The organism is Kitasatospora sp. NPDC101447 (assembly GCF_044767225.1).
In the GTDB taxonomy this organism is placed as follows: domain Bacteria; phylum Actinomycetota; class Actinomycetes; order Streptomycetales; family Streptomycetaceae; genus Kitasatospora.
On sequence record NZ_JBIWNL010000013.1, the window covers coordinates 221,537 to 234,420 of the forward strand.

The following is a 12,884-nucleotide window of genomic DNA, read 5'->3' on the forward strand; positions in this document are numbered from 1 at the left end:
GCGACGGGAGGCGCACCGGGTGGCGGTCCGCCGTCCTTCCCAGCGACATATCAGTCCGGAACTCCCGTTTCCGTTTGGCGTGTCCACGCTGCCGGAATCCCTGTGCCTCAAGAGGGCCGTGAGGCCCCGTAGCGAAGGGAACCGCCAGCGTGCGCCACGTCATCCGGACGACACTCGCCCTGCTCACCGCCACCACCGCGACGACGGCCACCGCGGCCCTCCTCCCCGCCCCGACCGCACACGCCGTGCCCCGGCAACCCGGCGCCGTGGCCTTCGGCATCCGCTTCGACCCGGACGGCGACCCCGCCCAGTGCGGCGGACGCCAGGGCGACCAGTGGCACGTCAGCGGCGAATGGTCCGACGAGATCCGGCTCGACACCGACGACCGCCCGGGCGGCTGCCGGCTCGCGTTCGGCATGTTCGACCCGCAGAACGTGCTCGGCTCCGTCTCCGTCCGGTACGCGTGGCAGTCCGCCCCCGGTACCGGCCCGGGTCAGTGCGGCAACCAGGGCGACTACCGGATCCCGACCTCGACGACGGACCGCACCTTCGGCCCCGCGATCCGCATCGACACGGACAGTCGACCGGGCGGGTGCACGCTCACCTTCCTCGTGTCGAACACCGAGCACGCCGTCACCCTCGACATCCGGTACGCCGGGGACGGCGACGTCACCCAGTGCGGGGGCTCGCTCCCGAACGACCAATACACCGCCTCCCCGGGCCACCCGGTGGCGCTCGCCGTCGACACCGACAACCGCCCCGGCGGCTGCCGCCTGCAGCTCCGGCTGAACACCTGACCGCCGACGGCCCGATCCGCAGAGCTCGCCGCGCTCGGACCGGCCGACGCGGCTGGTCCGGCCCCGGCCCTGGCCCCGGGCCGACTCCGCCGCCGTCAGGTGCCCTCCGGCGACGGCCCGGGGTCGGTCCCGGCGGCGAGGTCCTCGATGAAGCGCTTGAAGCGGCGCAGGTCGCCGCGGACCTGGACGCCGAGTATGCCGAGCTTGTCGGCGGCCTTCTCGGCGAAGCCGGTGGGCTGGAAGTCCATGGTCATCGTGACCCGGGTCCGGGCCGCGCCGAGCGCCTCGAAGTCGACCGTGCCGGTGTGCTTCACGCTCTCGCCTGTGGTCCGCCAGGCGACCCGCCCGTCGGGCACCCGCTCGATCACCTCGGTCTCGAACTCCCGGGACAGCCCGGCGATCCTGGTCCGCCAGTGCGCGTGGCGGTCGTCCAGCTGCCGGACCTCCTCCACGCCCTCCATGAACTTCGGGAAGTCCTCGAAGGTCGCCCACTGGTCGTAGACGACGCGGACGGGCACCTCCACGTCGATCGATTCCACCACCGTGCTCATCGGGCCTCGCCTCTCCACGCCGTCCTGTCGGCCGACCCGCCGAGCGGCTGCCGAACGGCGGCGAACGCGCAGGCGGTGTCCCTGCCAATCTGGGCCGTGAGCCCGGTGGCGGCAACCGGCGCGCCGCCGGTCGCCCGGGCCTGGGCACCGGGGCCGGGGCCGCGCGAGGGCGCCGGGACGCGCGGAAATCCGGTTGACCCGGGGGGAAGGATGGGACCGTGATCTCCGAGGAACGAGCGGTCGAGCTGGTCGAGTCCTACCTGGCGCGCGAGCTGCCGAACTGGTCGTGGGCGAGGCTGATCCCGGAGCTGGCCGTCTACGCCGTCGAGGAGCGGACGGTCGGGTGGCTCGTCCACTGGACGTCGGCCGAGGGCGCCCGCGACCCCGCCAAGCGGGGGTTCCTCCACGGCGGCCCCTACCTGGTCGACCGGGAGGACGGGAGCATCCACTTCGTCCCCGGCTGCCGCTGGACCGACGACTGGGAAGAGGACTACCTCTGGGAGGTCAAGGGCTTCAGGGCGCCCGATCCCCTCGCCGCGGACGTCCGCCGGCTCGCGAACACCGTCGGGACCGCCGCCGCCATGCAGCACCTGCGCAGGCAGGCCCCGCGGGTGAGCCTGCAGGAGGCCAGGACCTTTGTGGCGGCCGTCAGGGACGGGAGCGAACCGTCCGAGGAGCTGGCGAGCCTCACCCGCCCGCCCAAGCAGGACGTGGGCCCGATCGAGACGCTGGCCGGCCCGGTCCGGTAGCAGCCCGGCCCGGCCCGGCCCGGCTGTCGCGCTCGCCGCGACGTCGCCCCCGCCCCGCCCCGCCCCGCCCCGCCCCCGCACCGCCGCCGCCCCGCCGCGTCAGACGTCGGCGGTGCGGCCGGCGCTCACGGCCAGGTCGAGGTGGCGGGCGAGGTCGGGCAACTGCCGGACGGGGTCGCCGGCGGTGATGGTGCGGGGCATCGCGAGGGCGATGGCGCCCACCGCCGCCAGGGCGAGACCCTCGCCGGCGGTCAGCCCGGGATCGTCGAGCAGCACCGCCCCGCTGAGCACCCGGGTGACCTCCTCGGGCACGCCGCCGTCGAAGCCGTCCTCGTCGTCCAGGTCCCGGCCGCACGCGAGGACGGCGGCCGCGTACTCGGCCACCTGCCGTCGGCCGGTACGGGCGGCCAGCTCCGCCACCCACACCGCCGCGCGGCCGGCGGCCGCCGCCGCGATCACCGCCGCGGCCGCCACCTGTGCGCGCTGCCGCACCGCCGTGCGATCCGCCCCGGCACACTCCGCCGGGTCCTGCTGCGCACGGGCGACGCGGGCCGCCGCGTAGTCGGCCCGGTCGGCGGCGAACAGCACCAGCCCCGCGTCACCGCCGTCGCCGGGCCGCCTGCCGTCATCGTGCGTGTCGTCATATTGCGTGTCGTCGTACTGCCTGTCGTCGTGGTGCTCGTGGTCGTCGTCGGGCCGGCCGCCGGGCAGGGGAGTCACATGCGTCATGCCAGGGTGAACTCACCAGCACCGTCGAGGTCACGCTCCGGCCGTTCGGACCAGTGGCGAACTGCCGTACGGCAGCGGGCCGCAGGCCCGGGTGCCGGTACGCACCGGGGTGCGCGAGGCCCGGGCGTCGCCGAACCGCGCCCTACGCCGGGCCCGGCCCGCGTCCGGTCGGCTGGGCGGCCGGTTCCTCGGCGGTGGTCTCGGTCTGCACGCCCGGACGCAGGCCCACCACCGCCACCACGGCGGCGACCGCCATGATGACCGCCATCCAGTAGAGGACCGTCTGGGTGGCGTGGGCGAAGTCGACCCGGAAGAACTGCGGGATGTTCGCGGTGCTTCCGCCGCTCTGCGCCTGGACCTGGGAGAGGTGGGCGGCGGTGGAGACCGCCTGGTCGTGCGGCAGGCCCTGGGCGACCAGGGAGTCGGTCAGCTGGGACCGCAGATCGGTGACCAGGACGGTGCCCAGGACGGCCAGTCCCAGGCTCGCCGCGTAGTTGCGGACCGTCTGGGTGATGCCGGTCGCCTCGCCGTAGGAGAGCCGCGAGGCGCGGTTGACGGCGTCCGTGCTGGAGGGGCTGAGCATGAAGCCCATGCCCGCGCCGGCCAGCACGACGTCCCACTGCTGCTCGCTGAAGCTCAGCGTCGTCGCGTCGCCCGCCCACAGGTAGAACCCGACCGCGGCCAGGACGCACCCGGTCACCACCGGCCGCTTCGCGCCGCCCCGGTCGAGCATCCGGCCGCCGATCTGCGAGGCGATCACGAACCCGATGAAGAAGTAGAGCAGGAAGACACCGGCCTCCGAGGAGGAGTCGCCCAGCGCGATCTGCGCGTACTCGCTGGAGAAGAAGAACACCGGGACGAAGACCAGCATCGAGATGCCGAGCACCAGGTTCTGCACGGAGAACGCGCGGATGCGGAAGATGTCCACCTGGATCAGTGGCGAGGCGGTGCGCTTCTCGACGAGCACGAAGACGACCAGTAGCAGGACACCGGCCGCGATGCACAGGCCGATCGCCGGGTTCGACCAGCCCCAGACCTGCGACTGCTGGAACCCGAAGACGCTCAGCCCGACACCGCCGGCGATCAGGGCCAGGCCCCGGTAGTCCATGGGGGCCGGCCGGATGTCCGTCACCGGCTTGGAGATCGCGATCAGCACCAGTGCGATCGCCGCCACCGGCAGGTTCACCCAGAAGATGGCCCGCCAGGTCCATTCGGTCAGGTAGCCGCCGAGGACGGGGCCGATCGCGGTCAGACCGCCCGCGATGCCGAAGAACAGGGCCAGCGCCCGCCCCCGCTCGCGCAGCGCGAAGCTCTGCACCACGATGGCCAGCGCCGCCGGGAACATGATCGCGCCGCCGAGGCCCTGGACGGCGCGGAAGGTGACCAGCCACGCCTCGGCCGCGCTCCCGGTGGGGGTGAGGCCGCAGCAGGCCGAGGCGCCCGCGAAGACCAGCACCCCGAGGACCACCATCCTGCGGTGGCCGGCGGTGTCGGCGAGCCGGCCGCCGAAGGCGAAGAACGCGGCCAGGGTGAGCAGGTAGGCGTTGACCGCCCACTGCACCCCGGTACTGGTCAGTCCCAGCTCGTGCTGGATGTTCGGCACGGCGATCGACACGATGGTCTGGTCGATGAAGGTCATCGCGACGGCGAAGATCATCGCCGCCAGCACCAGGTAGCGGGAGGATCCGCCGGCGGGAGCAGTCTTCACGGTTCGCTCTCCCTCCGGGGTGCGTCCGCGGCGGCTGCCGGTGGACCACCTGTGGGGCGGGCCCGCTCCCTGGGGGAGCAGGCCCGATTCCTGCCGTTCGTTCGGCGGCCCCATGCTAGCGACCGGCCCCGGAGGACGCCCGACGGCGCGCAGCGTGGCGGCCTCCGCGATCGAATCGCCCTGCACGCCCCGGGACCGCTGGGAGGCCGCCTCGCTACGCGGGTCCCCGGCGTGCGAGGTGGACGATGATGTCGGCGGCGATCTCGACCGTCTCCGGCAGGGCCCGGGTGATCGCGTCGTAGGCCTGCTGTCGGGTCGACCGCGGCAGTTGGAGGTAGGCCGAGACGGTCGACAGGTAGCCGACGTACTCGGGAGCGCGCATCGTCAGGCGCCGTGGGACGACGGTCTGTCGGACGTCGACGAACAACGGGGAGCGCTGCAGCTCCGTGCCCGGCCACTGCAGCTCCGCATCCGGCGCCGTCCCGTCGGGAGACGGTATGTCGTCGCTCTCCAGGAACGGCGCCCGGGCCGCACGCACGGACTCCTCGACGGCCGGGTCGGCGAGCTGGACCGGCCCGCCGAACGAGGCGAACACGCCCTCCGGTTCCAGCAGCGCGGCCCCCCTGGACCACCGGCCCTCCGGGCGCGTCCAGTGCAGGGCCGCCGCGGCGTAGACCAGCCCGTACGCCTGACCCGGCTCCAGGTCCTCGAACGCGGCCCGCACGGTCGTCACGTTCCCGGGCAGGTGCTTCCCCAGCTCGGCGAGCATGGCGGCGTCCGGCTCCGTCGCCGTGACCGCGACGCCGTGCCGGGCGAACAGCCGGGTCGCCTTGCCCGTCCCCGCACCGATCTCCAGCGCCGTCCGGACCGGGCCGCCCGCGTACGCCGTCACCACGGCGGCGAGCTCGTCGGGATACCCGGGCCGGTACCTCTCGTAGGCCTCGGCGATCGCGCCGAAGCTCAGTGCACGGGCAGCAGACATGCCGAGCATCCTGGCACGGCCGGGACGGACGGCGCTCGGCAACCTACGCAGGCTCCAGCAGGACGGCCGGCAGGGTGCCGTTCACGACCGTCTCCCGCGGCAGCGAGAGCCCGAAGAACGCGTCGACGACGCCCAGCGCGGTGCGGTGGACCTCCCGGCGGTTCCGTTCCGCGTCCGGCAGGCCGGCCGCGGTGAGCAGGTCCTGCAGCGGGGCGGCCGTTGCGGGCTCGCCGTCCACTCCTTCGTAGCCCCAGGAGCTGTCCAGGTGGAGGTTGAAGGCGCTCAGCAGCCGGCCGTCGTGGAAGGACGCGAACTGCGGCGGCACCGGCTTGCCGTTCTCCTCCTCGTACTCCAGGACGAAGACGTGCGCGCCGCCGTGCGACACCGGGGCCGCCGAGCCGAACTCGCCCGGCCAGCCGCCGTACGCGACCGCGTACGTCCAGTCCTCGAACCGGCCGAGGCGCAGGCCTATGCCGTCGAAGGTGCCGCCGTAGGTGTCCTCCATGAGGTCCAGCAGGGAGTCCCCCGTGTGCTCGCCGACTGCCACGGCGACGTGCTTCACGCCGTGCACGACCGCTGCGAGGCGGTCGGCGAGTTCTTCCCCGGAGAGCCCGCGGGCGAGCACCACGTGGTAGCCCCCGAAGGCGATGGCCTGCGGGGCGGCGAGCCAGGTCGTTCCATCCGTCATGGCGCCCATCCTGCCCGTGCCCACTGACAATCCGGGCTCCGGTCCGCCGAAGCGGGCGTCCCCGTGCTCCCGGTACCCCGGCGGCCGGGCGTTGCGCGCACGGTCACGCGGTGGTGAGGTGGCGGGGTGACCGACCATGATGAGGCCTCTGCCGTACGGCCGTTGACGCTGGCGTGGGTGGGCCGGTACCTGGAGCCCGGCGAGCGGATCGTCAGGACCGCGGCGCTGCACGGCGGGATCACCGCCGAGGTGCGCAGGCTCACCATCGGCACGCGGGACGGCGGCACCCGTCACCTGGTGCTGCGGAGCTTCGTCGGCCCGTCGTCCGCCGCGAGTGCCGAGGACTGGCTGAGCCGGGAGGCCGGCGCCCTGACCCTGCTGGCGGGGACCGACGTGCCGGCCCCCGCGCTGGTCGCGGTCGATCCCACCGCCGAGCACTGCGAGCATCCGTCGCTCCTCATGACACGGATGCCCGGCCGGACGGTCCTCGACGACGCCGGGGTGCGGACGCGCGTGGCGCTGCTGGCCCGCCAGTTGGTGGCGATCCACGCGGTGCGGCCCGCCGAGCGCCCCCGGGCGTACGTGGCGTTGACGACCGCCGAGACCGTCGTCGTCCCGACGGGCGCCGACGCGGCGGCGTGGGCTGCGGCGATCGACGTGATCCGCGGACCGGCGCCGTCGTACGAAGGGCGGTTCCTGCACCGGGACTTCCAGCCCGGCAACGTGCTGTTCGACGTGCCGCCCGGACGGCCGGAGGGTGCGCGGATCACCGGTGTCGTCGACTGGGCGACCGCCTCCTGGGGCCCGGCGGACCTCGATGTGTCGCACTGCTCCACCAACCTCGCGCTGCTGCACGGCCCGGCGTGGGGCCGGCGCTTCGCCGAGGCCTACCAGGAGGCCGGCGGCGTGTTGGCCGCGGCCGCGGGCGAGCGGCTGTACTGGCGGGTGCGGGACGCCCTGGCCTGCTCGGAGGAGGTGCGGGTGGTGGCACGGCCGTGGCGGGAGGCGGGCAGGACGGAGCTGACGACGCGAGCCGTGGAGGCGCGGCTGGACGCGTACGTCACCGCGCTGATGGACGGGTCGGGCTGAGCGGGAGGCGGTCCGGGGACCGGGGACCGCGGGACGCGCCCGCGACGGCGTTCCCCGGGCCGCCGGAAACGGGGGAGCGCCGGGCCGGCCGGTTCCGGCAGGATGGCCCGATGAGTTCTCACCGCCGGCACCGACACTCCCGCTCGCGCCGCAGCGCGGGCACCGTGGGGGTGTGACGCGTGCTGCCGTACGTCTACCAGGTCACCAAGTACGATCCCGCGGACCGCGATGAGCGGGGTTCCTACACCGGCGCCGAGGAGGCCGTCAGCGACCACGGGCCGGTCGAGGCCGCCTACCTGGCGGCGGTCGCCGCCTTCGCCGAGGACACCGGGGTGCGCCAGCTGGCCGTCCGCGAGCCCCAGGTCGCGCCCGGCTTCGTGCACTTCGGCCTGGAGCCGGCGATCGAGGGCGGCGGCCTCGCCGGACTCTTCCCGCCCGACCTGACCGGCTACCACGACGGGGCTCCCGTACCGCTGACGGTCGGCCTGGAACTGGTGCGGGCGATGCTCCGCGACAACGGCGCCTGGTGCCGCCTGGAGGTCGAGGACACCTTCGCGGTGCACGTCGGCTGGGACCAGTACGTGTACGTGGGCAGCGCCGTGCCCTGCGAGGCGGCCCTCGCGCGCACCCGCGAACTGGGGCTCTTTCCTGAGCCGCTGGAGGCCTCCCCGTACGACGTGGAGCTCGACGAGTCCGGTGTGCAGCGCCCGGCCGACGACGACTTCTGGGCGCGGGTGCGGGCGTGCGTGGCGACGGGCGAGGCGGCGCTCCTGGAGGAGATGCACCTCGGCAACGCCTCCCGCTGGCACCGGCTCGCCGAGGGCTCCCTGGAGGCGGTGCGGGCGCGGCTGACCCCCCGTGCCCGGCTGGCGGTCTGGCCGGACCTCTCCACCGACGTCGGCGCCGTCCTGGCCGCGCTCCCGGAGGACGGCCTGGTCGAGTTCGTCTGGGAGGAGCAGGACGGCCGGATCACCAGCGTGGTCGCCGACGAGGACGACTTCCAGGCCGTGGCCGCCCGGGTCGCCGGTGCCCGGGCCGCCGCGCTCCTGTCGGTGTACGTGGACGAGCGCACCCCGCTGTTCACGGCCGTCCTGCCCGACGACGACGGCGTCGTCCGCGCCCGGTGGGGGACCGAACCGACCCTGAGCGACCGGTCCTGGGCCTTCCTGAGGACCCTGCACCGCGGTCAGAGCGTGACCGGCACCGTCACCGGGATCGCCGACTCCGGCGTCACGTCCGTCGACATCGGCGGCTTCACCGCGACGATCGACCTTCCCGAGCTGTCCCGGCGCCCGGTCGACCACCCCGGCGACGTCGTCGCGGTCGGCCGGCAGGTCACCGCGGTGGTCCTCGACGTCGACCTGGTGCGGGAACGGGTGCCGCTGTCGCTCAGGGCACTGCAGGAGGACCCGAGGGGGCAGGACGCGTAGCAGGTGCGCCGGACCGTCCCCGGAGGGGTCACCGGGCCCGGCCGTCCCGAATCCGAAGCACCAGCGTGGGATCGAGTTCCTCCGTGCCCGTGAACCGCGGGGCCGGTGTGGCGCGCGGGCCGCACGGGCCAGCAGGGCCCCGTTGTAGGCGACGGCCAGGCGCCAGTCGTACGGGAACGGCGCCACCGCCTTGGGGGCCAGGGTGACGCCCTGCAGGGCCTTGCGCAGGTCGGTGTAGGGGTCGAGGCCCTGGAAGAACGGCAGCCAGCACGGCTTGGTCAGCAGTGCGGTGGCGCCGACGCGGGTCAGCGGGCCATGCCGGGCGGTGTCGGCGTCGGCGGCCCGCTCCCGGGGATCGGCGTGCAGCGCGGCCAGGCGCTCACCGCCCGTCAGCAGGTCGGTGAGCATCGCCGGGTCCACGCCCCACAGCGGGCGGCCCGTCGCGGTGTCCTGCAGGACGCTGCCCATGATGCCCGGCACGATGACGCACGCGTCCCTGGTCCGGTCGTCGAACACCGGCGGTGTCATGGCACGGCGGTACAGGTCGAAGCCGTCCCCCACAGTCCCCGTGCCACCCGACCATAGAGCAGCACACCCGCCGCCCGCCGGGGCTTGGCGGAGAAAGCCCGTGGCGCTCTGGCCGACCGCGCGCGGTGCCGCTGAGCCCGGCCCGGCGGCGGGGCGGTACACGCTGCGGACGGCGCCGACCAGGTGTCTGGCATGTTCTTGACGTTCTGTCGAGGTGACCCGCCCGGGGCGGGGCCGGCTGGGCGAGAATCGCTCTCCTTGGCACCAACGTGCCATGTCGAAGCACCACTTGACTGACTGTTCACCACTGTGAAAGGCGAGGTTCAGAGATGAGTCTCAAGGCCAAGCTCGTTGCTGCCACGACCCTGACGGCCGCGGTCACCGCCGTTCTTGCCACCCCGGCCGTCGCGGCCCCGGCTCCCATCGCCCCGGTTGCTGCCGCTGCTCCCGTTGCTTCCGTCGCTGCGGAGGCGAGCAGCAGCTCGGTGACCGAGGAGCAGTGGCTGGCCGACGTCGCCGCCGCGATCGCGCCCGCCCGCGCCTACGTCGAGCAGCGCGTCTCCCAGCCCTCGGGCGGAAAGCCCGCGATCGTCCTCGACATCGACAACACCAGCCTGGCGACGCACTTCCACCCGCTCGCGATGCCGGGCATGGCGCCGGTGGTGGAGCTCGCGCAGTACGCCCACTCGCGCGGGGTCGCGATCATCTTCGTCACCGCGCGGGTCGACTTCATGGAGGCCATCACCCGGTCCAGCCTGCAGAGCGCGGGCTACACCGTGGACGAGCTGCACGGGCGCGGCATCGGCGACCTCTTCAAGTCGGTGCAGCAGTACAAGACGGATGAGCGGATCAAGGTCGAGAACGAGGGCTACACGATCATCGCCAGCATCGGCAACAACTGGACGGACCTGAACGGCGGCCACGCCGAGCGGACCTTCAAGCTGCCGGACTACGACGGCCTGCTCTCCTGACCCACCTCGCCGGGGCGCTGCCCGGCCGGGGAGTGGGAAGTCGGCCCGGCCGACTTCCCACTCCAGGGCGCACGACGGGACCGGGGCCCCGCGGTCCGTACCGGCTGCGCCCTACTCGGCGATGCGCCTGATCCGGCGTACGTTCTCCCGCCCGCAGGTCGTGCAGACGATCCACTCGCACAGCCAGCCGTCCCAGGCGAAGGCCTCGCTCGCCCGGTTGCAGTCCTCCCAGCCGCAGAAGACGCAGTCCGCCTCCTCGCCCTCCGGGTACCGGAACGGGTGGAGGATCGGGCGCCCCCCGAGGTCGGGACGCCCCAGGAACCCGCAACCGGGGCACTTCCACCACTCGTTGGTGCCCCCGTACGCCCCGGCGCGGGTGGTCTCCCGGACCAGGTCCCGCGCGCACTGCGGGCAGGACCCGGGCAGGGCCCCGCCCGTCCGGTCCGTCCCGCCCGTTCCCTCCGGCTCCTCGACTCCCACGCCGCTCTCCCCACCCCGGGCCGACACGCCTGCGGCGTCAGCCTAGTCCGCGGGCGTCGCGGCGAGCCCGGTGCGGACGGGCGGATGGGTGGGCGGGTGGATGGGCTCATGAGCGGGCGGGCGCACGGGCAGATGGGCGGACGGGCTCAGCGCCGCCAGCGGTAGACGGCGTCCCATTCCTCGGTGATCCACGTGCCGTCGCCGACCGGCATCACGGTGTCGACCTCGGCCATCGGGTACTCGATGCGGCCGTGCAGGGCGCCGGTGGCGGGGTCGGCGAGCCAGTGGCTGTGCTCCCTCCAGCGCTCGTGGCCGAACACGTACACCGCGGCCTCGTCGTACGGGTTGTAGAGCGTCACCATCGCCGTGTCGTCGTCCACGAACCCGCTGAAGGTGGAGATCTGCGGGTCGTTGTGCACCGAGCAGTCGCCGGTGCCGGGGGCCGGGAAGTCGCTCAGGCCGAGCGTGGCGGTGACCCGGTACGAGGGGAGGCTGTGCCAGCTGACGTCCTGTCGTCTCCGGTCGACGGTCATGCAGCGGGCGTTCCGTGAGTCCGCGCCCAGGTACTCGCGCTCGTTCCGGAGCAGGTCGCCCCGGCCCGGTGGCAACTGCCGGCCCAGGACGATGCCACCGGACTCCCACCGCGCCTCGAAGTGCGTGGCCGCCGCCTGCCCGCCGGCCACGGTGACGCCGCTGACCTCGTCGTTCTCGTCCCAGAGCAGGCTGACGAACCGCTCGTAGCCGCCGCACGGGAGCACACTCCGCGCCAGCACCGCCCCCGCGGCATCCAGGGTGAGGAACAGGGTGCTGTCGGACAGCCCGGAGGGGAGCCGCAACCAGATCCGCAGCTCCCGGTCGGCGCCGCCGGCCGAGCCGGAGAAGTCGAGGTAGCCCCAGCGGCTCACCTCCCACGTGCCGTAAGGCTGTTGCCACAGCCTGGTGCCGTCCGGGGCGACCGCGACGTACTCCGTCCCGGCGCCGAAGACGGCGAACGAGAGGTCGGGAGCCACCCACTGCCGCGACCACCGGTTGGGCGTCGGGGCCGGGAACTCGGCTCGCAGCTCGGCCTGTTCCCGCAGTTCGTAGATGCGCAGCGACTCCGGGCTGCGGACCTCCAGCCGGGGAACGGGGCCGGTGGGGTCGAGGTAGGTGTGGGCACCGTCCCGGTCCGGGATCGCGTACTTGGCCACCAGCCGGGGTGTGATCGTCATACCCGAATCCTCTCGCGCCGGGCCGGTCTGAAGACCGACGCGCCCGCGTGAGCACGGGTCCCGGGGCCCGGCGTCGGTCGACCGGTACCGGACGGACACCGCCGCCCAGGTGTTCCACCGCTGGGCCTGAGCCGGTCCGGTGGGCTCCCCGACAGCCGTCCGGACGGGGGCGTGGACGGCCGTCCGGGCGGGGGCTTGGACGGTCCGCGCGGGCCCTCCAGGCCGCCTAGCACAGGCGAGGGACGCGTGGGTGGCGGGTGGTCGCGTGTCGGCGTTCGCGCGCCGGATGGCCCGGCAGATGGCATGGTGGTGCGTCACAGGTGGGCGGTCCGCCGCGCCGGACCGGTACCGTGTCGGCCGGTGGGTGGCACGACCTGCCCACCGGAAACGACTGTTGAGGAGAAGGCACCCCAGTGGCAACCGACTACGACGCCCCGCGAGACACCGGCGACGGAAGCAGCGACGAGAGCATCGAGGAGCTGAAGAGTCAGCGCGAGGACAAGCAGAGCTCCGTCGTCGACGTCGACACCGAGGGCGCCGAAGGCCTGGAGCTCCCGGGTGCCGACCTGTCCGGTGAGGAACTCACCGTCCGGGTCGTGCCCATCCAGCAGGACGAGTTCACCTGCATGACCTGCTTCCTGGTGCACCACCGCAACCAGCTCGCCGGCGAGGACAGGAACGGTCAGCCCATCTGCCGCGACTGCGCCTCCTGACGGCCGCCGGGCCCACGAGGCCCGGAGCGCCCGAAGAGGGCCGAGAGGGCCGGTGAAGGCCGGTGAAGGCCGGTGAAGGCCGGTGAAGGCCGGTGAAGGCCCGAAGAGGCCCGAAGAGGCCCGAGAAGGCCCGTACGGGCCCGAGCGGCGGCCGCGGACGGCGGCATCGAAAACCGGACCGCCCGGGTGCCGGCTCAACAGAGTCGGCACCCGGGCGGTCCGGGGCGTACGCGGGGGTCCGGGGGGCCGGACGCCCGC

Annotated in this window: 13 protein-coding genes; 6 read left to right on the top strand and 7 right to left on the bottom strand. The window is 73.9% G+C overall.

Annotated elements, in window-relative coordinates; all coding sequences use genetic code 11:
• Window positions 1-149 precede the first annotated feature (149 nt).
• Window positions 150-797, top strand: a complete 648-nt coding sequence (locus ACIRST_RS20800; protein WP_350520533.1) for a hypothetical protein — start codon at window positions 150-152, stop codon at window positions 795-797.
• A gap of 95 nt (window positions 798-892) precedes the next feature.
• Here ACIRST_RS20800 and ACIRST_RS20805 read toward each other — a convergent pair whose 3' ends face one another.
• Window positions 893-1,348, bottom strand: a complete 456-nt coding sequence (locus ACIRST_RS20805; RefSeq protein WP_402803451.1) for an SRPBCC family protein — start codon at window positions 1,346-1,348, stop codon at window positions 893-895.
• A 218-nt stretch (window positions 1,349-1,566) separates the two neighbouring features.
• Between ACIRST_RS20805 and ACIRST_RS20810 the strand changes: the two genes are divergently transcribed.
• Window positions 1,567-2,097: a hypothetical protein gene (locus ACIRST_RS20810; protein WP_402803454.1), complete on the top strand. Its 531-nt coding sequence runs from the start codon at window positions 1,567-1,569 to the stop codon at window positions 2,095-2,097.
• A 99-nt stretch (window positions 2,098-2,196) separates the two neighbouring features.
• Here ACIRST_RS20810 and ACIRST_RS20815 read toward each other — a convergent pair whose 3' ends face one another.
• The 4 genes from ACIRST_RS20815 to ACIRST_RS20830 form a co-directional block, all read right to left on the bottom strand.
• Window positions 2,197-2,826, bottom strand: a complete 630-nt coding sequence (locus ACIRST_RS20815; protein WP_402803457.1) for a hypothetical protein — start codon at window positions 2,824-2,826, stop codon at window positions 2,197-2,199.
• Between the two features lie 142 nt (window positions 2,827-2,968).
• A complete protein-coding gene (locus tag ACIRST_RS20820; RefSeq protein WP_402803503.1) occupies window positions 2,969-4,483 on the bottom strand; it encodes an MFS transporter in 1,515 nt (504 codons plus the stop codon).
• A 265-nt stretch (window positions 4,484-4,748) separates the two neighbouring features.
• The gene (locus tag ACIRST_RS20825) at window positions 4,749-5,516 is read right to left on the bottom strand and encodes a class I SAM-dependent methyltransferase (RefSeq protein ID WP_402803459.1); all 768 of its coding nucleotides are present in this window, start codon (window positions 5,514-5,516) and stop codon (window positions 4,749-4,751) included.
• Window positions 5,517-5,559: 43 nt separating this feature from the next.
• On the bottom strand, window positions 5,560-6,204 hold the full coding sequence (locus tag ACIRST_RS20830) for a DUF6461 domain-containing protein (protein ID WP_402803461.1): 645 nt from the start codon (window positions 6,202-6,204) through the stop codon (window positions 5,560-5,562).
• A 126-nt stretch (window positions 6,205-6,330) separates the two neighbouring features.
• Here ACIRST_RS20830 and ACIRST_RS20835 point away from each other — a divergent pair, with 126 nt between their 5' ends.
• From ACIRST_RS20835 to ACIRST_RS20845, 3 genes are all read left to right on the top strand, one after another.
• Window positions 6,331-7,293: a phosphotransferase family protein gene (locus tag ACIRST_RS20835; protein WP_402803463.1), complete on the top strand. Its 963-nt coding sequence runs from the start codon at window positions 6,331-6,333 to the stop codon at window positions 7,291-7,293.
• Window positions 7,294-7,472: 179 nt separating this feature from the next.
• Window positions 7,473-8,723, top strand: a complete 1,251-nt coding sequence (locus ACIRST_RS20840) for a S1 RNA-binding domain-containing protein (protein WP_402803465.1) — start codon at window positions 7,473-7,475, stop codon at window positions 8,721-8,723.
• Window positions 8,724-9,580: 857 nt separating this feature from the next.
• A complete protein-coding gene (locus ACIRST_RS20845) occupies window positions 9,581-10,222 on the top strand; it encodes an HAD family acid phosphatase (protein WP_402803467.1) in 642 nt (213 codons plus the stop codon).
• A gap of 111 nt (window positions 10,223-10,333) precedes the next feature.
• On the opposite strand, the gene ACIRST_RS20850 is transcribed toward ACIRST_RS20845, so the two are convergent.
• Window positions 10,334-10,702, bottom strand: a complete 369-nt coding sequence (locus ACIRST_RS20850) for a hypothetical protein (protein WP_402803469.1) — start codon at window positions 10,700-10,702, stop codon at window positions 10,334-10,336.
• Window positions 10,703-10,848: 146 nt separating this feature from the next.
• Window positions 10,849-11,913, bottom strand: coding sequence for a hypothetical protein (locus ACIRST_RS20855; RefSeq protein ID WP_402803471.1), 1,065 nt, complete (start codon window positions 11,911-11,913; stop codon window positions 10,849-10,851).
• Window positions 11,914-12,326: 413 nt separating this feature from the next.
• Here ACIRST_RS20855 and ACIRST_RS20860 point away from each other — a divergent pair, with 413 nt between their 5' ends.
• The gene (locus ACIRST_RS20860) at window positions 12,327-12,626 is read left to right on the top strand and encodes a DUF4193 domain-containing protein (RefSeq protein ID WP_350520545.1); all 300 of its coding nucleotides are present in this window, start codon (window positions 12,327-12,329) and stop codon (window positions 12,624-12,626) included.
• Window positions 12,627-12,884: the final 258 nt, after the last annotated feature.